Genomic DNA, 20,781 nt, shown 5'->3' with positions numbered 1-20,781 from the left:
TCAGGCCTCCACCAGCATGTCGTCCATGGTGTCGTTGTAGAAGTTCGGGTCGGCGGCGAGGATCGCGCGGCGCACGTCGAGCAGCTCGGTGACCCGTTGCTGGATCACCGCGGTGCCGACCAGGCCGTCCTCCTCGGCGTCCCGGCGAGCCGTGGTCGAGTTCTCGGCGATGTCGACGATCCGGTCCACCACCAGCGCCACGCTCTTGCCGCCCTCGCTGTAGACCACGACCGAGACGGTGTCCCCCTCGATCTCCTCGCCGTACGCGCCGAGCAGATGGGAGAGCCGGACCAGCGGAAGGATCTGACCGCGGTACTGGACGACCTCGCGGGAGCCGGCGTGTTCGAGCCGGTCGCGCGGGAACTCCTCGAGTCGTGTGACGGTGTCCAGCGGGATCGCCACCCGGCGTTCGCCGACCGCGGTGACCAGCAGGCGTTCGGTTCCTCCGCCGGCCGCGGCGCGGGAGTTCGCGACGACGTTCTCGCGCTCCGAGTCGACGGCCAGGTGCGAACGGCGGGCCAGCGACGAGACGTCCAGGATCAGGCCGACCTTGCCGTCACCGAGAATGGTGGCGCCGGCATAGAGGCCGATGTCCTTGAGCCGCGTGTTGAGTGCCTTGACCACGACTTCTTCGGTGTTCAGGACCCGGTCCACGACCAGGCCGAACCGTCGGCCGTCGGCCTGCAGAACCATGATGTAGACACCCTGGTCGCCGCCGACCTCGAACCCGAGGGCCCGGTCCAGCCGGACCAGCGGGAGCAGCTTGCCGCGCAGCCGGTAGACCGGCGCGCCGGAGGCGTACTCGACCTTCGTGGTGTTGCCGTCGATGAAGACCAGTTCGAGCACCGCGACCTGCGGGACCACGTAACGCTGGTCGCCACAGTCGACAGTGAGCGCCTGGATGATGGCGAGCGTCAGCGGGATGGTGAGCCGCCAGACCGTACCCTCGCCCGGGGTTGAGTCGACGCTGACCGCGCCGCCGATGTTCTCGATGTTGGTCTTCACGACGTCCATGCCGACGCCGCGGCCGGAGACGTTGGTGACCTTGGCCGCGGTGGAGAAGCCGGGCTGGAAGACCATCGCCATGATGTCGCGCTTGTCCATGTTCGGAACCTGCTCCGGCCGGAGCAAGCCCTTCTCCACGGCCTTCTGCGCGATCCGGTCGACGTCCAGGCCGGCGCCGTCGTCAGCGACCTCGACAGCGACGTGACCGCCCTCGTGGTACGCACGAAGCGTCAGCGTGCCGACCGGTCCCTTGCCGCTCGCGGTCCGCCGCTCCGGGTCCTCGATGCCGTGGTCGACCGCGTTGCGCACCAGGTGGGTCAGCGGGTCCTTGACCGCTTCCAGCAGGCTGCGGTCGAGCTCGGTGTCCTTGCCCTGCATCACCAGCTCGACCTGTTTGCCGAGCGAGTTGCTCAGGTCCCGGACGACTCGGGGCAGCTTCGACCAGATGTGCTCGATGGGCTGCATGCGGGTCTTCATGATGCCCGCCTGCAGCTCACTGGTGATCATGCCGAGCCGCTGGGCGCTGCGCACCAGGGTCGCGTCGCCGATCTCCATGACGCCGCGGACCAGCTGGTTACGGGCGAGGACCAGCTCACCGACCATGTTCAGCAGGGTGTCCAGCAGGTCCACGTCGACGCGGATCGCGCTGTCCGCGATGCTCCGCTTCGGCGTCTGCGCCTGCAACGCCTCGCTGACCGCGGCGGGCTGGGTCTTGCCCTCTTCGAGCAGGATGGTGCCGAGTTTGCGCTCGTCGCCCTCGATCTGCTGCTGGAGCGCGGAGCTGACGTCGACGGGCTGGGCGGCTCCGGCCTCGACCAGGATCTGGCCCAGAGGCTGGCGCTGCTCGGCGACCGGTTCGGGCGCCACCCGCTTCGGCGTCTCGTCCAGCTGCACCGGGGCTTCGCCCTCGGGCGCGGGCGCCGCCTCGGCGGCGGCCGGCGCGGCCGCGGGAGCAGCCGCCGGAGCGGCGGCCGTCGGCGCGTTCATCTGCGCGTTGACCTTGACGAGGATGCTGTCGATGTCGACCTCGTCCTCGGTGCCCTTCTCCTCGATGGAGGAGAGCAGCGCACGGACGCCGTCGATGGTCACGAGCAGTACGGTGATCGTCTCCGGGGTGACCGGCTGAACGCCGTCCCGGAGCCGGGACAGCAGCGACTCACCGCCGTGGGCCAGCTTCTCCAGGCGACTGAACGCCAGGAATCCACTGGTGCCCTTGATCGTGTGAATCGCCCGGAAGATACGGGAGATCAGGTCACGCGAGTTCGGTTCCTGCTCAAGGCTCACGAGGTCCCGGTCGATCTGGTCCAGGTTCTCGTGGCTTTCCATCAGGAATTCGCCGACGATCTCGCCAAGGTCTTCCACCACTTACCTCCTGCTCGGCTTCACAGCCCTCTTCGACGTGTGCGGGCGCCAACTGAGAAGACTCGACCGGAACGGCGAGATATCAGGCTTCTCCGCCTGGTCGCCGGTATCGGTAGCCGAATCCGCGAACGGATTCGATGGGCGACTCGTCCGGATCGGACCAGCCCAGCTTGCGGCGCAGTCTCAGCACTGCGAACTTGACCCGTTCCTGGCCGATGCCGGTCGGGTCGTCCCATGCCTGGGTCAGTAACTGGTTCGGCGACAGGACTGCTCCCGCGTGCCGGACCAGGGCGTTGAGCAGTCGGAACTCGGTCGGCGTAAGGCGCTTCTCGTCGCCTTTCACATAGACCCGGCGCTTGGTCGGGTCCAGGTGTACGAGACCGTCGTCGTAGATCTGGCTGGCCCAGTTGTTCTGTCCGCTGGAGGACCGCCGCAGCAGCGCCTCCACCCGGGCCAGCAATTCGTTGTTCGCGAACGGCTTCGTGAGGTAGTCGTCGGCGCCGCCCCGCAGGCCGCGTACTTTCTCGGCCTCCTGACCGTGCGCCGTGAGCACCAGCACCGGGACGTCCGAGACGTCACGGAGCCGCTCCAGCACCTGCCAGCCGTCCATCTCCGGCAGGCCCACGTCGAGCACCACGAGATCGGGGTGTTCGGCGTACGCCTCCTTCAGGCCGGCGCGGCCGTCGGCGGCGTGCGCGACCTCGTATCCGGCTCGGCTGAACAACAGCCGAAGAGCGAGTGCGATGTCCGGGTCGTCCTCTACCACGAGTAGGCGACTCATCGTTTGTTCACCATGCCCCCAACCCGCACTCGCACCCTTCTCGGGCACGGCCGATTGCCGGGCGCGCGCCTGCGACCTGGCGGAATCAGCATCTTGCCTGGCACCGTTCGCGCGACCACGAACGGAGGAATTTACAACGGCGCAAAAACACCATAGCGTGATGTCGCAGCCTATTTACGGACAGTGACAGTTTAGCGTCCTATGCCCGGCGTAAGAGCCTGTCCGCGAGGATCCGTGGCCAGCTCACTTTCTGCGCCGGGGAACGGTCGCGCGCGCGGCAATCCCTTCAGCCTGACATTTCGCGTACGGCTTTTAGCCCATTTCGAGAAAGATGTGACACGCCACGAACAACGGGGTGCGATAGGCCCTGATGGACGATCCACGTCCGTTCCGATCGGAGGCACCCGTGTTCGACCTGGCGGTACGACGTGTCGTGATGATCGCGGCAACGCCCGCGCTGCTTGTCCTCGCCGCACCCGCGCTGGGCACCGGTCCGATCTCCCCGCCGCGCCCGGTACGCGTATCCCCGCCGACGACACAGCCCGCGCCGGGTGAGGTTAGAGAAGCCACGCCACGCGCCGTCTCCACCGCTGCCCCGGCGGCCACACCGGGCGCCGCCACCGTCGCCCGGCTGCGCGCGCGCTCGATGATGACGCAGGTGCTCCGCCTCACCAACGAGAGGCGCAAGGCCGCCGGGTGCCCGGCGCTCACCCAGGACCAGAACCTGGTCACCGCTTCACTACGGCAGAGCTGGTACATGGCGCGGACCCGGCTCTTCAGCCACGTCTGGCGGGACGGCTCGACGTTCGTCAGCCGCAGCCGGGTCGCCGGGTACCGTCAGCCGGCCGGGGAGAACATCGGCTGGGGTTACCCCACCGCCACCGGCGTCGTCGACGCCTGGATGAAGAGCCCCGGCCACCGGGCGAACATCCTCAACTGCGGCGCCAAGGCGATCGGCACCGGCGTCGCGTACGCGGCCGACGGCACTCCTTATTACACGCAGGTGTTCGGGTGGCAGTAGAAAGCCGGCTCAGAACTCGCAGTTGACCAGCACCGGCTCGGGGTGCAGGTCCACGCCGAAGCGCTCGCGCACCCCGTCGCGGATCGTGCGGGCCAGGTCGAGCAGCGCGGTCGTGCTGCCGGCGCCCCGGTTCGTCAGGGCCAGCGTGTGCTTCCCGGAGATCGCGACGCCGTCACCGGCGAAGCCTTTCGGGAAGCCGGCCCGCTCGATCAGCCAGGCGGCCGGCAGCTTGACCATGTCGTCGCCGGCCGGCCAGTGCGGGATCTCGCCGAGGGTACGGAAAAGCTCCTCGGAGATCACTGGATTGGTGAAGAACGAGCCGACCGACCAGGTGTCGCGGTCCTCCGGGTCGAGCACCATGCCCTTGCCGGCGCGCAGTTTCAGCACGGTGTCGCGGGCCAGGCCGAGCGGCACCCGGTCACCGGCCTCGCCGCCGAGACTGCGGGCCAGCTCCGCGTACCGGATCGGGGCCGAGTCGCCGGACTTCGCCAGCCGGAAGTCGACGGAGAGCACCAGGTAGCGGTCGTTGTGCTTGAAGACGCTCGCGCGGTAGCCGAAGCCGCACTCGGCGGGCGTCATCCTGCGGATCTCGTCGGCGACCCGGTCGTACGCGTGCACGGCCTCGATCGTGTGCCCGACCTCCTGGCCGTACGCCCCGACGTTCTGGATCGGGGTGGCGCCGGCCGAGCCGGGGATGCCGGACAGGCACTCCACGCCGGACCAGCCGTTCGTTACGGCGTACGAAACAAAATCGTCCCAGGTCTCGCCCGCCGCGACCCGGACCACGACGCTGCTCGGGTCTTCGCCCACGACCTCGATGCCGCCGGTACGCAGCAGCAGCGTCTCGCCGGGGAACCCGGCGTCGCCGATCACGACGTTGCTCCCGCCGGCCAGAACCAGGACCGGCCGCCCGGCGGATGACGCCGCACGCACCGTCTCCACTGCCTCGTCCGCGTGGACAGCCGTGGTCAGGGTGCCGGCTGGGCCACCGAGGCGTAGCGTCGTGTAGACCGCCAAGGAGTTCTCGGCAGCCGGGGGTGTGTCAATCAGATGGTCGGCGAATGCGTCGGGCACGAGGTTCACCCTAAGCTCAGGCTGTTGGGGGCGACACCGGCGGTCCGGCCGAGCGGGAGACATCTGCGATGAACAGGTTGCACGCGACGAAGGACTTCTGGCTCGCGGCGCTGCGCGCCGACGGGCCGGCGCTGTGGGACGCCGTCGCCGAAACCGGTCCTGACGTGGCGATCGCCGCGTGCCCAGGCTGGACCGTCGCCGACCTCGCCGACCACCTGACCGGGCTGCTGCGCTGGGTCCGCGCGTCGGTGGCGCGCGGCGTCACCGACCGGCCCGCCCCGAGGGACGAGGCGACCGAACGCCCGGAGTGGTCCGAGGCGCTGGACCAGTTGCGGCGTGAGCTGACCGGCACGATCGAGACCCTAGAAGCGCTCGACCCGGACTTCCCCGCGTGGAACTGGGCGCCGCAGCCCAAACGGGCGAGCTTCTGGGACCGCCGGATGGCGCATGAGATCTCGGTCCACCGCTGGGACGCCGAGACCGCCGCCGGCCGGGCCACCCCGATCGAGACGAAACTCGCCGCCGACGGCGTGAGCGAGGTGCTGGACACCTGGCTGCCGGCCGGCCGCCGGCAGGGCCCGGACGACCTGCACGGTGTGGTGCACCTGGTCGCGACGGATGCCGCGCACGAGTGGTTCGTCCGGCTCCGCGGCCCGGGCATCGCGCTGCTGGACACCGGCACGATCCTGGACAGCGACGACCACCACCCCCGAGCAAAGATCACCGGCACCGCGAGCGACCTCCAGCTCGCGCTGATGGGCCGTAAGCGGACCGATCAGCTCGCCCTCACCGGTGACCCGCGCCTGGTTCAGGCACTGCGGACCGGCTGACCCCCAGCGGTTGAGAAAACGCTCTCCTCAGCGGGGGCCCCAGCCGCATGAGCAAGTATCCTCTGAACCGGTTAAGTCACAGAACCTGATCAAGAGCAGGAAGCGGTGCAGAATGACGGCTACCGTCACGTCCACGTCGGCGCAGCCCGCGCCCACGGGGATCACCTTCCCCGAAGGTTTCGTCTGGGGCGCGGCCACCGCGTCGTACCAGATCGAGGGCGCGGCGCGGGAGGACGGTCGCGGCCCGTCCATCTGGGACACCTTCAGCCGCACCCCGGGCAAGGTCTACGCCGGCCACACCGGTGACATCGCCTGCGACCACTACCACCGGTACGCCGACGACGTCGCGATGATGGCCGACCTCGGTCTCGGCGCGTACCGCTTCTCGGTCGCCTGGCCGCGGATCCAGCCGGACGGCACCGGCCCGGTCAACGTGCGGGGTCTGGACTTCTACGACCGGCTCACCGACGAACTGCTCGCCAAGGGCATCGACCCGGTCGTCACGCTGTACCACTGGGACCTGCCGCAGACGCTGGAGGACCGCGGCGGCTGGACCGCACGCGAGACCGCCGAGGCCTTCGCCGAGTACGCCCAGATCGTGCACCGCCGCCTCGGCGACCGCGTCGCCACCTGGACCACGCTGAACGAGCCTTGGTGCTCGGCGTACCTGGGTTACGGCAACGGCATCCACGCGCCCGGTGTGCAGAACCCGGCCGCCGCCCTGGCCGCGGTCCACCACCTCAACCTGGCGCACGGCCTCGCGGCGAGCGCCCTGCGGTCGGCCGGTGCCCGCAACATCAGCATCACGCTCAACCCGTGCGAGGTCTCCCCGCTCGACCCGGCGAACCCGGCCGACATCGACGCCGCCCGGATCATCGACGGCGTCGCGAACCGGATCTTCTTCGACCCGCTGCTGCTCGGCCGGTACCCGGCGGACGTCCTGGAGCACATCTCCCGGATCACCGACCTGTCGTTCATCCGTGACGGCGACGAGGCGCTCATCCACCAGCCGCTCGACGTGCTGGGGATCAACTTCTACACCCCTTCGTACGTCTCCGCGAAGGCCGGCGCGCCCGGTGCCGGCGATTACCCAGGCAGCCAGGGCATCGCGTTCCGGCCGCCGGTCGGCCCGGTCACCGACATGAACTGGCAGATCGAACCGGCGTCGCTGAACCGTCTGCTGACCCGCATCCACCGGGACTACCCGGGCACCGCACTGATGATCACCGAGAACGGCGCGGCGTACCCCGAGGTTCCGTCCGAGAACGGCGAGGTTCAGGACCTCCGTCGGATCGAATACATCGACGCTCACCTGCGCGCCTGCCACGACGCTCTGGCGGACGGAGTGGATCTGCGTGGATACTTCGCGTGGTCTCTGATGGACAACTTCGAATGGGCCGAGGGCTACAAGAAGCGCTTCGGTATCGTGCACGTCGACTACACGACGCAAGAGCGTGTGCTCAAGGACAGTGCGAAGTGGTACCGCGAGGTCATCCGGCGCAACGGCCTGGAGTAAAGCCTCACTAGACGGGGAGACTTCTTGTGACGACGCGGGAGCGGCCCACCTTGGAAGCGGTGGCCCGTCGTGCCGGGGTGTCCCGGGCGACCGTGTCCCGCGTCGTCAACGGCTCCACCACGGTGGCGGCCGGCATCCGGGACGCGGTCAACCAGGCCGTCGACGAGCTCGGTTACGTGCCGAACCAGGCAGCTCGCAGCCTGGTCACCCAGCGGACCGACTCGATCGCGCTGATCCTGCCGGAGACGGCGAACCGGGTCTTCTCCGACGACCTGTTCTTCCCGGCGATCATCCGGGGTGTCGGCATGGAGCTGGAAGCCGCCGACAAACAGCTCGTGCTGATGATGACCGGCTCCGAGGCCGGTCATCATCGCGTCGAGCGGTACGCGGTAGCCGGTCACGTCGACGGAGTGCTGTTCGCCTCGATCCACGGCGCCGATCCGCTGCCCGGCGCGCTGGCCCAGCGCGGCATCCCGGTCGTGTGCAGCGGCCGCCCGATGAGCGACGGCCCCCAGGTGCCGTACGTCGACGTCGACCACGCCGGCGGAGTGGCCGCCGCGGTTCGTCACCTGGTCGCCGCCGGACGCCGCCGGATCGCCACCATCGCCGGACCGCAGGACATGGTCGCCGGCCTGGCCCGGCTCGCCGGTTACCGGGACACGCTGCGCCAGGCCGGTCTCCCGGAACTTGTGGCGCAGGGCGACTTCACCCGCGACTCCGGCATCGCCGCGATGCGCGACCTGCTCGACCGCGACCCGTCCCTGGACGCCGTCTTCGCCGCGTCCGACCTGATGGCACACGGTGCGCTGCAGACGTTGCGGGCGGCCGGGCGGCGGGTGCCGGACGACGTCGCGGTGATCGGATTCGACGACTTCGACATCAGCCGGTACAGCGATCCGCCGCTCACCACGGTCCGTCAGCCGATCGCCGAGTCGGGCCGGACCATGGCCCAGCTGATGCTGCGGCTGATCGCGGGCGACGAGGACGTGCCGGAGTCGGTGGTCCTGCCGACCGAACTGGTCCTGCGCGAGTCAGCCTGAAATTTCTACAACGACGCCGTCGTGGTGATCGTGATCGGCTTACCCAGCGACCTGCGGGCCAGCAACGTCGCCCCGGCGATCGCGGCCGGCATGAACAGCACCGCCCCGAGCGGGATCAGGAACACCGCGAACACCGCAGCGCCGAACCCCAGCGTGAGCGGCTTGCTCGCGCCCAGAACCGCTCGCCGGTGCCGCAGACGCTGACCACGCCGCTGGAACGGCACACCGGTCAGCTCCAGCGCGAGCAGCCAACCGCCGATCGCGCCGCCGATCACCGGGATCACGGTCTGCCCGATCACCGGCAGCAGCCCGAGCAGGAAAAGCGGGATCGCGACCAGCACACCGATGCCGATCAGCCGCAGCGAGTCGGCGAGGCTGCGACGCAGCGACTCCAGCAGGCCGACCTCGACCTCGTCCGGAACCCCGCCGAAACGGTTCTCGATCCGGCCCGAGATGGTCTCGTAGAACGGATCGCCGATCAGCAGCGTCACCGCGGTGAACGTGAGGATCCCGAGCAGCACGGAGAGGCCCAGGATGCCGGCGCCGGCGAAGACCTGCACGACGTCGCGGAGCCAGCCGGCCCAGCCGTCGGCGAACCAGGTCGCGTCCTCCGACAGGTCGGGCAGGAACCGGACCAGCAGAACCAGCAGAACGATGTAGAGGATCCCGGAGAGCACCGCCGGAATCAGCCCGAGCAGCAGCAACCGGGGGCTGCGCAGGATCAGGCCGAGCCCACGGCCGAGCAAACCCGCCCCGGTCACGAACTCCCGGACCGCCGACACCGCTCGACTTTGATCACCGCTCACGGTCCGTGAGCTTAGGACCCGCTCGCTACACCCGATGGAGCGAGGGTCTCCGATGGAGACGGCGTCGCGCTCGACGACGGCGTCGCCGACGGAATCGGCGGGTCGATCACCGACGTCGGCGTCGGCACCGGCGGATCAGTGAGAAGCGGGGGCAAAGACGAGGTCAAAAGCGGCGGGGGTACGGAAGTAACGACCGTGACCGTCACCGTGGCCCCCGGAGTGACCGGCGCGGCCGTGACCGGAGCCGTGGCGGGCGCGGTGGTCGTGGCTCGGGGCGGGTGGCCCGTGTAGCCGTGGGGGTTGACCTTGTCGGGCGTGATGGTCGCGGGGGCGGCACCGATTCCGCCGACACCGCCGGCCTCGCCCGTGACACCGATCGCGGCGGGCTCGACAGCCGGAGCACCGAGGGCCCAACCGGAGACGATCGAGAACGGCAGCCCGACGGTAACTAACCCGAAAAAGAGGGATTTAGGGGACAAGCGCACGCACTAAAGACGCCCCAGACCAACCAAAAGTTACGGCTTTCGGACATAACGGCACCAAACTCAGCCCGAGATCGGGTTAGCTGTTCAGGAAGGTGGAGATCCGGGTTCGGAGTTCCTGGCGGCTCGTCCAGAGGATCGAGGGGCGGTCGAAGACCTCCAGCTCGGCTCCGGGCAGCAGCTCGGCCAGTCGTTCGGCCCAGCTCACCGGGTGCACGTCGTCCCCGAGGCAGCCGATCACCAGGGCCCGGCCGCGGAACTCACGCAGCACCGAGTCATCGGTGACAGCGGGCGAATCCCAGATCGTCGCGATCTCCTGGGCCAGGCCGTCACGCTGCAGCGACTCCACCCGCTGACGCAGGTGGCTCCAGCCGGCCGGGGTGTTGCGGACCGCGGGCGGGATCTCGGTCTCCACCGCCTCGGCGATCATCGCGGCTTCGCCGGACTCGACGCAGGCCAGGAAACGTTCCATCCGGGACACCGACGCCGCCGTGCGCTGACCGTCCAGTGGGGCGGGCAGGTAGAGCACCACCCGCTCGAATCGGTGCGGGTCGGTGGCGAGCAGCCGGCAGAGGGCGGCCGCGCCCATGCTCACGCCGAGCGCGCGAGTGGCGCCGGCGAGGTCGGAAACGGCCGAGAGCTCGGCGGCGAGGTCGGCGAAGCTCCACGGGCCGGGCGGCACGTCGGAGCGGCCGTGCCCGCGGAAGTGGAAGAACACCCGCCGACCGGTCACACCACTGCCGAACGGGCGGGTACCGGCGATGTCACCGGCCAGGCCGTGCGCGAAGACGGTCACCGGGTCGCCGGCGCCGGTGGTCAGCTGCTCCACGCGTACCCCAGAGGGGAGGGTGACCAGCTCGGTGGCCGGACCCGGCAACGTAGGGCGACCGGTCCGCGGGCCGGTCCGATCGGCGCGCTGCAAGCGCGGGCCGCCGTCCGGAGGCGGCGGCCCGAAACGGCCTCTCAAAAGGCCGGCCCAGAAGAGCCCGGAGTGATCACCAGAAGCCCTTGCCGTCCGACAGGTCCTTGAGGCCGGGACGGACATCCAGCAGATAGACCAGCGCCGCGGCGATGCCGATCATGCTGAAGATCAGGAGAGAGCCGCCGGTCAGGAACGTGATGACCAGGCAGACGCCGATGATCGCGGCCCACGCGCCTTTCGGCAGTGTGCCGATGGCCTGGAAGCCGGCACCCCGCTGAATGAGGCAGTGGATCAGCGCCACCGACTGCACGATCAGCGAGACCAGCAGCACCAGGAGGTCGATGTAGTTGCGTACGTCGTCGAAGAAGATCGGCGCGGAAGAGGCCATGAGGCAGATTCTATGCCGCGGGCCCCAGCAAACGCCGGGGCCCGCGATGCATGTCTAATTACTCAGCGGTCTTCGGGGCCGACGGCTTCGCGCGCTTGCGCGGCGCCTTGGGGGCGGCCTCGACAGCCTTGGCCTCGACAACGGCGGCCTGGACGATCGTGGCGTCGGCAGCCTCGACGGCCTTCGGCTCCTCGGTCGTCTCGATGTCCGCGTTCACCACGTCGGCGGCCTCGACCACGCCGGTGCCGACCACGCGCTCGCCGCGGGCGACGAGGGCGGTGTAGATGGTGGTGGCGCGCTCCTGGGCGACCTGCGCGAAGGCGGTCGCGGCGGTGGCCGCGTTCTCCCGGAGGGCGACGAAGTCGGTCGTGTTCGCCTTGTCACGCAGCTCGGCGGCCTTGGTGCCGGCCTGGTCGTTGTAGACCTTGAGCGACTGGGCGGCCTTGTCGCTCAGCTCGGTCAGCACGGCGGGGAGCTTGCGCAGCTGCTGGTACGCCAGGTCGCCGGCGCCGGCAGCGGCGTACAGCGGGGCGGGGATCTTGGTGTTCGTCTGCTCGGTCATTTGGTCTCCTCAGCGATCGGGTCGGAAGTCTCCGCCTGGTTGCGCGCACTCTCGTTGCGGAACGTCTCGTAGATCTGCGACAGGGACTGCTTCTGCGCGATCGTGAGATCCGGGTCGACCGCGATGGCGGCCAGCACACCCTGCTGGCCCTCGCCATCGAGCAATCCGGCCCGCAGGTACATCGCGGGCGTCGACACTCGCAAGGCGCTCGCGATCTGCTGCAGCACCTCGGCGCTAGGTTTGCGCAGGCCACGCTCGATCTGGCTCAGGTAAGGGTTGGAAACCCCCGCCTTGTCGGCGAGCTGCCGCAGCGAGATCTTCGCGGTTTGCCTGAGGTCCCGGATGAAGGATCCGATGTCCTCGGGCAATTCCTTGGATGTGGCCATGGCTCGAAGTTAGCTCGGAGTGCTAGCTGTTGCAAGCAAAACGCTAGCTACAGCTAGCGTGAACCGAGTCACCCCGCCATCTACCAAACCGCGCGAACCTCGCCGACCGGGCGACCGCCGCCGAAAATCAACTCTGGCTGAGAAGGCATTTCCAGGCCGAGGCGGTTCAAAGCCGAGAGCAGCACCGGCATCCGCGCGCGGGACGACCCGTCCGAGATCTTGAGCGCCACCGCACCCACTCCGGGCATGGCGGCCGCCGAGACCCCGTCGGCGCCCTTCTTCACGAGCAGGCCCGGCATCGCGTCCATCAGCACGGTGTCCTCGGTGCCGGTGCCCGCCACCAGGGACGGATGCGCCCGCATGGCGTCGGCCACCCGGCGCTCCGGCGTGCCCGGCTCGGCCTCGACCAGCCGCAGGAACGCCCGGGCCAGCCCCAGCGGGGAGATCGCGAAGATCGGCGCGCCACAGCCGTCGACACCGAGCGCCGCGATCGGCTCGCCGGCGAGCCGGCTCACCGCGTCGCCGAGAGCTTTCTGCAGCGGATGACCCATTTCAAGGTACGAGTCAAGGGCCCAGCCGTTGACCACACAGGTCGCCAGCATTCCGGCGTGCTTGCCCGAGCAGTTCATCAGGATCGGCTCGGCCTCGCCGCCGGCACGCAGCCAGGCGTTCCGCGGGGTCTCGCCGAGCGGCAGGTCGGCCGGGCAGCGCAGCGCCTCGGCGCCCAGCCCGGCGGCGTCCAGGATGGCCCGGACTCGTTCCACGTGGAACGACTCGCCGTCGTGGCTGCCGCTCATCAGGGCCAAGTCTGCCTCTTCGCGCGGGACCAGCCCGGAGGTGAGCAGGCCGACGGTCTGCAGCGGCTTGTTGGAGGAGCGAGGAAAGAACGGGGACTCGACGTCTCCGAAACTGTCTCCGCTGGTCAGGGCCACGATGCCGTGGTGGGTGGACTCCACGAAACCGGAGCGCACGACTTCAGCGACGATCATCGGGCCGGCACTCCGAGCAGGTCGCGGGCCTGGGCCGGGGTCAGCGGCGGGCGCTGTGCCAGCTGGGCGAACCCGACGGCGCGTGCCACCAGCTGCATGTTCGACTCGACGGGGCGGCCCTTCGCGTACGTCAGGGTGTCCTCCAGGCCGACCCGCAGGTGGCCGCCGGCGGACAGCGACGCGAGCATCACCGGCAGCGTGCTGCGGCCGATCCCGGTCGCCGAGAACGTGGTGCCGTCCGGCAGGTCGCGGATCACCTGCTCGCAGGCGACCAGCGCGGCCGCCGTGCCCGGCATCCCGCCCGGCACGCCCATCACCAGGTCGACGTGCACGTGGCCGCCGAACGGCAGGCCGTACTTGCCGAGCAGCCGCTGCAGCGTGGTGAGCTGGCCGAGGTCGAAGATCTCGTACTCCGGCACGATGCCGCGTTCCTGCATCCGGGTGTGCAGGTCGACGATGAACTCCCAGCGGTTCAGGAACACACCGTCACCGAAGTTGACGGTGCCCATCGTGCAGGAGGCCATCTCCGGGCCGGCGTCCAGCACCGCGAGCCGGTCCTGCTCCGGGTCGGTGACCGCGCCGCCCGAGGAGAGCTGCACGATCAGGCCGGTGGCCTCGCGCAGACCCTCGACGGTCGCCCGCAGCCGGCCCTGGTCCAGGGTGGGCCGGGCATCCGCGTCCCGGATGTGCACGTGAACGATCGAGGCGCCGAGCGCCTCACACTCTTTCGCGGTCGACACGAGCTCATCCAGGGTCACTGGCAGAGCCGGCACGTCCGCCTTGCTGCTCTCCGCGCCGGTCGGGGCGACGGTGATCAAGGTCCCGGTCATGCGGCTCATATAACCACGCTCAGGCGGGATCCACGGCCGCCGCCGACTCACCCACGATCAGCCTCGCGTCGTCGGCGACGTTGCGCTTCAGCACGGCCAGCGCGATCATGCCGAGCTCGTGGTGGCGGACGGCGGTGCCGATGAAGCCGATCGCCCGGCCGTCCAGCTCGACCGGGGTGCCCTGCACGGGCGGGTGGTCGGAGGCGATGCCGTCCAGGTGCAGCAGCACGAGGCGGCGCGGAGGCTTGCCGAGGTGATGCACCCGGGCGACCGTCTCCTGGCCTCGGTAACAGCCCTTGTCCAGGTGCACACCGGCGGCGAGGAGCCCGGCCTCCGGCGGAATCGTCCGGTGGTCGGTCTCCCAGCCCAGCCGCGGCGTCCGGGCGGCCACCCGGACCGCTTCGTACGCCCACAGGCCGGCCCGGGCCACCCCCAGTTTCTCGATCACCGCGGTCTTGGCGGCGCGGGGCACCAGCAGGTCGACACCGAGCGGGACCCGACGGGCCAGGCCGCCTTCGAAATCCCGTACCGAATAGAGGCTTGTCGGCTCGGGGGGCACCGAGCCGGCGGCGAATTTCGGGCCTGGCACCGCACCCACCCGGGGTTCGGCGAGGCCGGGGACGAGATCGGCCGCGCCCGGGCCGACGAGCGAGAGAACCGCCAGCTCGGAGGACGCGTCACGCGGCTCGACCTTGGTGAAGAACCGCATCATCGTGAGGTATTTGAGCAGGCCGGCGCCCGCACCCGGCTCGGTGTCGAGCCAGGCCGTCTCGCCGTCCTCGGTTATGAACGCGTGCTGCTCGACGTGACCGTTCGGCGAGAGGACCAGAAGTTCGCTGGCCTCCCCCTTCGACAAATCCGTCAAATGCTGTGTTGTCAGGGTGTGCAGCCAGCTCGCCCGCTCCTCGCCCGGCACCGCGATCACGTCACGGTTGGAGCGGTCGACCAGGCCGACAGCGGTCTCCAGCAGGCGCTGCTCACGCATCGGGTCACCGAAGTGGGCCGGAACACCGGCGTCGGGGGACTTGGGGTCGAGATCCTCGACCATGACGACGGTCACGCGCTCTCCTTGCAATTGCCGCAGACCCCGAAAAGGGAAACGTGGCCCACGTCGACCCGGAAATCACGCTCGTCACGCAGGCGCTCGGTGACCGGCAGCATCACCGCCGGATCCACCTCCGCGATCGAGCCGCAAGCACGACAGACCAGGTGAACGTGCTGGTCCTCGCCGGCCGCGTGATAGGTCGGCGAGCCGTGCGACAGATGGGTGTGGTTGACCAGACCGAGCTCCTCAAGCAGCTCCAAGGTCCGATAAACCGTGGTGATGTTGACGCCGGCCGCACGCTCGCGGACTGCGTTGTGCACGGACTCCGGAGTCGCGTGACCGAGCTCGTGGACCGCTTCCAGAATCAGCTGGCGCTGCGGGGTGAGCCTCAGTCCACGCTCACGCAGCATGGCGGCTAGCGATGTGGCGGACACGGTTGAAGCATAGTTCGCTATTTTCGACAGCTGTGACCGAGCGGATCCTGGTCTCGCCCGGCGACCTGCTCGGCGACGGCGTCTTCGAGACCCTGCATGTGCGCCCGTCCGGGCCGTGGCTGCTGGAGGAGCACCTGGCGAGGCTGGCGTCGTCAGCCGCGCTGCTGGACATGCCGGAGCCGCCACTGGACGAGGTGCGCGCCGAGCTGTCACGGGCAGCTTTAGCTTTGCCGGACATTTCCGATTTATCCGGTGAGAGAGACGCCATTAACGCTATGGCCCGCGTCGTCTACACCCGCAGCGGCCTCGTCCACGTCTCCGTCGGCGAGATCCCGCCGGCCATCCTCCGCGAACGCCGCGACGGCATCCGCGTCCTCACCGCCGGCCTCGGCGTCTCGATCCGCGAAACCCCGCCATGGTCCATCACAGCGGCCAAGTCACTCTCCTACGCGAGCAACTTCGCCGCTCGCCGCTGGGCGACGCGACATTCCGCCGACGACGTGGTCTGGCTCTCCACCGAGGGGTACGCCTTGGAAGCCCCCACCGCCTCGCTCATCTGGCTGTCCGACGGGGTAATCCACACGGTCCCGCCGGCCGAGGCAAGGATCCTGCCCGGCATCACCGCCGCCCACCTGTTGTCGGTGGTTTCGTCGGTAGGACTCGATGCGAAGCAACAGATGATCACCGCAGCCGAGCTTGCCGACGCCGAAGCGATCTGGCTGGCCTCATCCGTCCGAGGCCTGGCCGAGGTCACCAGCCTCGACGGAACGAGGCGCCCACGTTCCCCGTGGACGCCCCGCCTCCTGAACCTGCTCGGCTTCTCAGCCGCCGATGCGCAGCAGCCGCGCTGACATGTGCGGCTGCAGCCCGCTGTTGTCGATCGAGATCTCGTGGGCGTACAGCAGCGCGCCCTCGACCACCCCGAACAACCGGTGCCCACCCGTCACATGCAGACCCGAAGGCGTGTAGGCCACGGCATCCGTGCCCATCTCCAGCCGGGTCGTCGCGGCCTTGCCCATGTAGAGCTCGGCCACCCCGTCCGGGCGGATCATCGTGGCTTCCATCTCGTCGCCCGGACGCCCGTCGATCAGGACGGGACGCCAGAACCCGGACTCGGTCAGCGACGGCCCGATCGGCTCCGACTCGTCGTCGAGCAGCCAGGCCCGCGACTCGTAGCGCAGGAACGCCCGGCCGTCGTGACTGATCCGGACCTCTTGGGCGAAGTTGTAGTCGTTCTCCTGCGGGTAACCGCCCTGCCCGCGACCCCGCCAGAGGCCGATGAACGGCAGCAGGCCGAGCAGCGCCGGATTGAGGTCCGGCCCCGACCGCAGGTCGTGGGTGTCCTCGTAGGGATAGCGGGCAACCGGTGGCGCGTTCAGCCACGGCGGCGGCCCCAGCGGGTTCTCCTGCTCGGTGCTCACCAACGCCCCCTCGAAATACGAACGGCCAGATAGCCGAAACCGCCCGCCAGCGCGCCCAAGGCGGCAACCAGCAGGCTCACGAACCCGATCTCCGTAACCATGACGCGCCCATCCTATGCTGGCCGGTATGGCACGTTTGCTGGTCGTCAAGGCCACCTCCGGAGCGGATGCGCCCGAGCGCAGCTCACAGGCTTTCACCGTGGCGAGCACCGCTGTCGCTTCCGGGGTGGACGTATCGCTCTGGCTGACCGGCGAGTCCGCCTGGTTCGCGCTGCCGGGCCGGGCCGCCGAGTTCGAGCTCCCGCACGCCGCACCCCTGCCGGACCTGCTCGACGCGATCCTGGCGGCCGGCCGGGTCACCCTCTGCACGCAGTGCGCGGCCCGCCGCGACATCGGTCCGGACGACGTCCTGCCGGGCATCCGGATCGCCGGCGCCGCGGTGTTCGTCGAAGAGATCATGTCCGAGAACGCCCAGGCGCTCGTCTATTAAGAACCGTCAGCCCGCACGGCAAGCGGTGGTCACGCTCACCTGCAGCCGCCCACCCTGGGCGGTCACCACGACCGAATCAGATCCCATTCGGTACGCCCAGCCGCCCGCATCAGCCCACACCGGCACCGTCCCGTCCGGCACCCCACGAGGCCCGTCCTCAGGATCAGCCGGCCCGCCGTCGGCCACGAACGTGGCCGCCGTCCCACCGTCCGGGCACGCCACCGCCCGGGTTTCCGGCTCCGTCGCATCGGCGTTGAGCGCGGAAAGCACGGCGGCCAGTGATGCCGGAGCCGGCCCGGCCACCGGATCGGTGGTCTCGGCCGTCCTGCTCGCCGGACGACAACCGGAGCCGGCCCGGATAGTCAGCTGCTGGTCGACGGAGAGCGCCTCGGCCTCGATCGCGATGAACGCGCCCGCGTCGGCATAGAGCGACAGCCGCGTCCCGCCGCGCATCGCCATCACCGACGGCTGATATCCGTCCGGCAGCCCGGCGGCGATCGCGTCCAGCGCGGTCCGGGCCTCACCCTCCGGCACGAAAACGGTCAGGTCCCGGCTCGCCACCCGGCCCGGCCGCACCGGTGTGATCGAGCAGTCCTCGATCCGCAGCTCACCGAGGCGCAGCACCCAGCGGTCGTCGCCGGCCGCCGCGGCGAACAGCGACCCGGTCGCACGGCTCAGCTCGGGCATCGCCTCAGCGATGTCGCGCTGCTCGGCGACCGTCGGCGGATCCTTGCGCACCGACCAGAAGCTGATCGCGAGCAGCACCGCGACCCACGCGGTCACCACCGCTGCCGTCCGCAGGCGCCGCCCTTTCGCCGTCACGGCTGACATGGTGCCATCCGCCATCTCGCCGCCGTCTCGCCGCCGCAGCGACCGGTGTCGGCGCTCATCGATCTCACCGATTCCGTCGGTCTCACCGATTCCGTCGGTCTCACCGATTCCGTCGGTCTCATCGAAGAGATGCGTACTCCGGTGAGGCCAGGAACCGCTCGATGATCTCGGCGCTGCCCGGGGTGAACGGCCGGCCCAGCAGCTCGGCGGCCGGCACGAAGATCATCGCGGCGCCCTCGCCGAGCACCACGTCGGCCTGGGTCGCGCGCGTCACGCCGTAGAAGTAGTGCTTCTCGCGCTCCTGCTCGGGCAGGTCCTGGCGGGCGAACAGCCGCAGCTCGCCGCCGGCGACCAGGCCGGACTCCTCAAGCAGCTCGCGGGCCGCGCCCTCGGCCGGCGTCTCGCCCGGCTCGATCTCGCCACCCGGGAGCCCCCAGACGTCCGGGTAGTAGGGCGCGTGCTCGTCACGCAGCTGGAGCAGGATCGCGCCGGACGTGTCGACCAGAAAGGTGCAGGCAACCCGCTTCAACTTTTCGCCAACCTGTTCAGGGCGCCGAGCGCCACGTCGGAACGGGTCGTGTACCAGAACGGGGGCAGCGACTTGCGCAGGAAAGCGCCGTAACCCCGGGCCGTCTCCAGCCGCGAGTCGAGGACCGCGACCACGCCCTTGTCGCCGCTCGACCGGATCAGCCGGCCGACACCCTGCGCCAGCCGGACCGCGGCGATCGGCACGCTCACCGCGGAGAAGCCGGAGCCGCCGGTCGAGTCGACCGCCGCCGAACGGGCCGCCGCGAGCGGCTCGTCGGGACGCGGGAACGGCAGCCGGTCGATCACCACGAGCTGGCAGGCGTCACCCGGCACGTCGACGCCCTGCCAGAGCGACATCACCCCGAAGAGACAGCTCTCTTTCTGCTCCTTGAACTTGCGGACCAGGATCGGCAGCGTCTCGTCACCCTGCAACAGGATCGGCAGGTCGGTCTTGGCACGCATCAGCTCAGCGGCCTGCTGCGCGGCCTTGCGCGAGGAAAAGAGCCCGAGGGTACGCCCACCGAGCGCCTCGACCATCTTGAGCAGCTCAGCGCCCGCCGCGTCGGGCAGGCCGGACTGGGCCGGCCGGGGCAGGTGCGCCGCGACGTAGAGAATCCCCTGTTTCGGGTAATCGAACGGGGAACCCACGTCCAGCGACGTCCAGCCCTCACCGGAGGTCACCTGGCCGTCCGGCCCCGGTGTCGCGGCCGGCAGGCCCAGCGAGCGGGCCACCGTGTCGAACCGGCCGCCGAGCGTCAGGGTCGCCGAGGTGACCACGACCGTCCGGTCGGTGTAAAGGCTCTGCGAGAGCGTGCCGGCGACCGAGAGAGGCGCCACCACGAGGGCGCGACGGCCGTTGCCGAGGTCGGATTTCTCCACCCAGGCCACGTCGAAGTCGTCCTCCTCCAGCACCCGCTGCGCGGTCGTGGAGAGCTCGTCCAGCACGGCTTTGGCCTGCTGCTTGCCGACCGGATCGGAATCGTCGGATTTCACCTCGCCGATCGCGCTGAGCCCGGCCCGGGTGGCCGACTCCAGCAGGGTCACAGCGACCCGCAGTTGCTCCGGCAGGCCGCTGGTGATCCGGCCGGCGGGCGCCTCGGCGAGGCCGATGGTGAGCGCGTCGGCCGACTCGGCGAGCTGCTCGGCCGCGACCGGCGTGATCATGGTGCGGGCGCGGCGGCCGGCCCGCTCGATCGCCTCGGGGGTGAGCTCGGCCTGCGCGGCCGAGGAGACCCGGTCGGCCAGCTCGTGCGCCTCGTCGACGACGAGCAGCTTGTGCGGCGGGACGATCTGCCGCTCGGCCAGCATGTCGACGGCGAGCAGGCTGTGGTTCGTCACCACGATGTCAGCCTCGCGGGCGCGGACCCGGGACGCCTCGGCGAAGCACTCAGCGCCGTACGGACAGCGGCCCGCTCCGACGCAGTCCCGCGCCGGCATCGACACCGAGCGCCAGGCCGTGTCGTCGACGCCCGGGTCGAGCTCGTCGCGGTCGCCGGTCTCGGTCTTGTCGGCCCAGGCCCGGACACGCTGGATCTGCTTGCCGAGCCGGCCCGCCTCGCCGAGCCACTGCCCGGCCTTGGGTGCGGGCGCGTCGTCGAACAGCGTGTCGGACGGCGCCTCCTCGTCGGCGTGCTCGAGTTTCGCCACGCAGAGGTAGTGGTGGCGCCCTTTCAGCACGGCGAAGCTGGGCTTGCGGCCGAGGACCGGCTCGACCGCCTGCGCGAGGCGCGGCAGGTCGTGCTCGACCAGCTGGTTCTGCAGGGCGAGGGTGGCCGTGGAGACGACGACCGGACCGTCCACGAGCAGGGACGGCGTCAGGTAACCGAGGCTCTTGCCAGTGCCCGTGCCGGCCTGGACGAGCAGATGCTTTCGGTCCTTGACGGCCTGGTCGATCGCGTCGACCATGGCCTGCTGGCCGGGGCGGGTGCTTCCGCCTGGCACGGCGCCGACCGCCGCTGCGAGAAGCTGCTCGGCGGTCGCCTTTTTTCGGGTAGCTGCGGGCACGCAGGAACCGTACCCGCCACCACCGACAGAACCG

Annotated in this window: 23 protein-coding genes; 6 read left to right on the top strand and 17 right to left on the bottom strand. The window is 69.9% G+C overall.

Annotated elements, in window-relative coordinates; all coding sequences use genetic code 11:
* Entirely contained in the window at nucleotides 1-2,367 is a 2,367-nt protein-coding gene (locus B0I29_RS16040) for a chemotaxis protein CheA (protein ID WP_111649791.1), read from the bottom strand.
* Nucleotides 2,368-2,449: 82 nt separating this feature from the next.
* The gene (locus B0I29_RS16035; protein WP_111649790.1) at nucleotides 2,450-3,148 is read right to left on the bottom strand and encodes a response regulator transcription factor; all 699 of its coding nucleotides are present in this window, start codon (nucleotides 3,146-3,148) and stop codon (nucleotides 2,450-2,452) included.
* Between the two features lie 370 nt (nucleotides 3,149-3,518).
* Here B0I29_RS16035 and B0I29_RS16030 point away from each other — a divergent pair, with 370 nt between their 5' ends.
* Nucleotides 3,519-4,169, top strand: coding sequence for a CAP domain-containing protein (locus B0I29_RS16030; protein WP_221402722.1), 651 nt, complete (start codon nucleotides 3,519-3,521; stop codon nucleotides 4,167-4,169).
* Nucleotides 4,170-4,178: 9 nt separating this feature from the next.
* On the opposite strand, the gene B0I29_RS16025 is transcribed toward B0I29_RS16030, so the two are convergent.
* Nucleotides 4,179-5,243 carry a UDP-N-acetylmuramate dehydrogenase gene (locus tag B0I29_RS16025; RefSeq protein WP_375790630.1) on the bottom strand — a complete coding sequence of 355 codons (1,065 nt, stop codon included), beginning with the start codon at nucleotides 5,241-5,243 and terminating at the stop codon, nucleotides 4,179-4,181.
* A gap of 68 nt (nucleotides 5,244-5,311) precedes the next feature.
* Between B0I29_RS16025 and B0I29_RS16020 the strand changes: the two genes are divergently transcribed.
* The 3 genes from B0I29_RS16020 (at nucleotide 5,312) to B0I29_RS16010 (ending at nucleotide 8,629) form a co-directional block, all read left to right on the top strand.
* The gene (locus B0I29_RS16020; RefSeq protein ID WP_111649788.1) at nucleotides 5,312-6,073 is read left to right on the top strand and encodes a maleylpyruvate isomerase family mycothiol-dependent enzyme; all 762 of its coding nucleotides are present in this window, start codon (nucleotides 5,312-5,314) and stop codon (nucleotides 6,071-6,073) included.
* Nucleotides 6,074-6,185: 112 nt separating this feature from the next.
* Entirely contained in the window at nucleotides 6,186-7,589 is a 1,404-nt protein-coding gene (locus B0I29_RS16015) for a GH1 family beta-glucosidase (protein WP_111649787.1), read from the top strand.
* Between the two features lie 26 nt (nucleotides 7,590-7,615).
* Nucleotides 7,616-8,629, top strand: coding sequence for a LacI family DNA-binding transcriptional regulator (locus tag B0I29_RS16010; RefSeq protein WP_111649786.1), 1,014 nt, complete (start codon nucleotides 7,616-7,618; stop codon nucleotides 8,627-8,629).
* Nucleotides 8,630-8,634: 5 nt separating this feature from the next.
* On the opposite strand, the gene B0I29_RS16005 is transcribed toward B0I29_RS16010, so the two are convergent.
* The 9 genes from B0I29_RS16005 to B0I29_RS15965 form a co-directional block, all read right to left on the bottom strand.
* A complete protein-coding gene (locus B0I29_RS16005) occupies nucleotides 8,635-9,435 on the bottom strand; it encodes an EI24 domain-containing protein (protein ID WP_245972549.1) in 801 nt (266 codons plus the stop codon).
* A 561-nt stretch (nucleotides 9,436-9,996) separates the two neighbouring features.
* A complete protein-coding gene (locus tag B0I29_RS16000; RefSeq protein ID WP_111649784.1) occupies nucleotides 9,997-10,884 on the bottom strand; it encodes an alpha/beta fold hydrolase in 888 nt (295 codons plus the stop codon).
* Between the two features lie 28 nt (nucleotides 10,885-10,912).
* Nucleotides 10,913-11,227 carry a DUF2516 family protein gene (locus tag B0I29_RS15995; RefSeq protein WP_111649783.1) on the bottom strand — a complete coding sequence of 105 codons (315 nt, stop codon included), beginning with the start codon at nucleotides 11,225-11,227 and terminating at the stop codon, nucleotides 10,913-10,915.
* 58 nt (nucleotides 11,228-11,285) lie between these two features.
* Nucleotides 11,286-11,789 (bottom strand): hypothetical protein, encoded by a 504-nt coding sequence (locus B0I29_RS15990; protein ID WP_111649782.1) that lies wholly within the window; start codon nucleotides 11,787-11,789, stop codon nucleotides 11,286-11,288.
* The gene (locus B0I29_RS15985; protein ID WP_111649781.1) at nucleotides 11,786-12,175 is read right to left on the bottom strand and encodes a helix-turn-helix domain-containing protein; all 390 of its coding nucleotides are present in this window, start codon (nucleotides 12,173-12,175) and stop codon (nucleotides 11,786-11,788) included. The genes B0I29_RS15990 and B0I29_RS15985 overlap by 4 nt, the downstream gene beginning before the upstream one ends.
* A gap of 80 nt (nucleotides 12,176-12,255) precedes the next feature.
* On the bottom strand, nucleotides 12,256-13,164 hold the full coding sequence (locus B0I29_RS15980; protein WP_111649780.1) for an asparaginase: 909 nt from the start codon (nucleotides 13,162-13,164) through the stop codon (nucleotides 12,256-12,258).
* Nucleotides 13,161-13,994, bottom strand: coding sequence for a beta-keto acid cleavage family enzyme (locus B0I29_RS15975; protein WP_111649779.1), 834 nt, complete (start codon nucleotides 13,992-13,994; stop codon nucleotides 13,161-13,163). The genes B0I29_RS15980 and B0I29_RS15975 overlap by 4 nt, the downstream gene beginning before the upstream one ends.
* A gap of 19 nt (nucleotides 13,995-14,013) precedes the next feature.
* The gene (ygfZ, locus tag B0I29_RS15970; RefSeq protein ID WP_221402788.1) at nucleotides 14,014-15,042 is read right to left on the bottom strand and encodes a CAF17-like 4Fe-4S cluster assembly/insertion protein YgfZ; all 1,029 of its coding nucleotides are present in this window, start codon (nucleotides 15,040-15,042) and stop codon (nucleotides 14,014-14,016) included.
* Nucleotides 15,043-15,050: 8 nt separating this feature from the next.
* Nucleotides 15,051-15,449, bottom strand: a complete 399-nt coding sequence (locus B0I29_RS15965) for a Fur family transcriptional regulator (RefSeq protein WP_181557839.1) — start codon at nucleotides 15,447-15,449, stop codon at nucleotides 15,051-15,053.
* A gap of 56 nt (nucleotides 15,450-15,505) precedes the next feature.
* Here B0I29_RS15965 and B0I29_RS15960 point away from each other — a divergent pair, with 56 nt between their 5' ends.
* Nucleotides 15,506-16,324, top strand: a complete 819-nt coding sequence (locus B0I29_RS15960; RefSeq protein ID WP_111649776.1) for an aminotransferase class IV — start codon at nucleotides 15,506-15,508, stop codon at nucleotides 16,322-16,324.
* Here the strand turns inward: B0I29_RS15960 and B0I29_RS15955 are convergent.
* Nucleotides 16,295-16,894, bottom strand: a complete 600-nt coding sequence (locus tag B0I29_RS15955) for a heme-binding beta-barrel domain-containing protein (RefSeq protein WP_111649775.1) — start codon at nucleotides 16,892-16,894, stop codon at nucleotides 16,295-16,297. The genes B0I29_RS15960 and B0I29_RS15955 overlap by 30 nt on opposite strands.
* The gene (mtfM, locus tag B0I29_RS47430) at nucleotides 16,891-16,995 is read right to left on the bottom strand and encodes a small membrane protein MtfM (protein WP_041830316.1); all 105 of its coding nucleotides are present in this window, start codon (nucleotides 16,993-16,995) and stop codon (nucleotides 16,891-16,893) included. Before mtfM ends, B0I29_RS15955 begins: the two co-directional genes overlap by 4 nt.
* A 14-nt stretch (nucleotides 16,996-17,009) precedes the next feature.
* On the opposite strand from mtfM, the gene B0I29_RS15950 reads away from it, so the two are divergent.
* The gene (locus B0I29_RS15950) at nucleotides 17,010-17,384 is read left to right on the top strand and encodes a DsrE family protein (RefSeq protein WP_111649774.1); all 375 of its coding nucleotides are present in this window, start codon (nucleotides 17,010-17,012) and stop codon (nucleotides 17,382-17,384) included.
* Between the two features lie 6 nt (nucleotides 17,385-17,390).
* Here B0I29_RS15950 and B0I29_RS15945 read toward each other — a convergent pair whose 3' ends face one another.
* From B0I29_RS15945 to B0I29_RS15935, 3 genes are all read right to left on the bottom strand, one after another.
* Nucleotides 17,391-18,215, bottom strand: coding sequence for a hypothetical protein (locus tag B0I29_RS15945; RefSeq protein WP_221402719.1), 825 nt, complete (start codon nucleotides 18,213-18,215; stop codon nucleotides 17,391-17,393).
* A 118-nt stretch (nucleotides 18,216-18,333) separates the two neighbouring features.
* On the bottom strand, nucleotides 18,334-18,744 hold the full coding sequence (locus tag B0I29_RS15940; protein WP_111649773.1) for an NUDIX hydrolase: 411 nt from the start codon (nucleotides 18,742-18,744) through the stop codon (nucleotides 18,334-18,336).
* The gene (locus B0I29_RS15935) at nucleotides 18,741-20,747 is read right to left on the bottom strand and encodes an ATP-dependent DNA helicase (protein ID WP_181557828.1); all 2,007 of its coding nucleotides are present in this window, start codon (nucleotides 20,745-20,747) and stop codon (nucleotides 18,741-18,743) included. The genes B0I29_RS15940 and B0I29_RS15935 overlap by 4 nt, the downstream gene beginning before the upstream one ends.
* Nucleotides 20,748-20,781 lie beyond the last annotated feature (34 nt).

The organism is Actinoplanes lutulentus (assembly GCF_003259845.1).
Taxonomy (GTDB): Bacteria; Actinomycetota; Actinomycetes; order Mycobacteriales; family Micromonosporaceae; genus Actinoplanes; species Actinoplanes lutulentus.
This window is presented reverse-complemented; position numbering and strand designations above follow the sequence as displayed.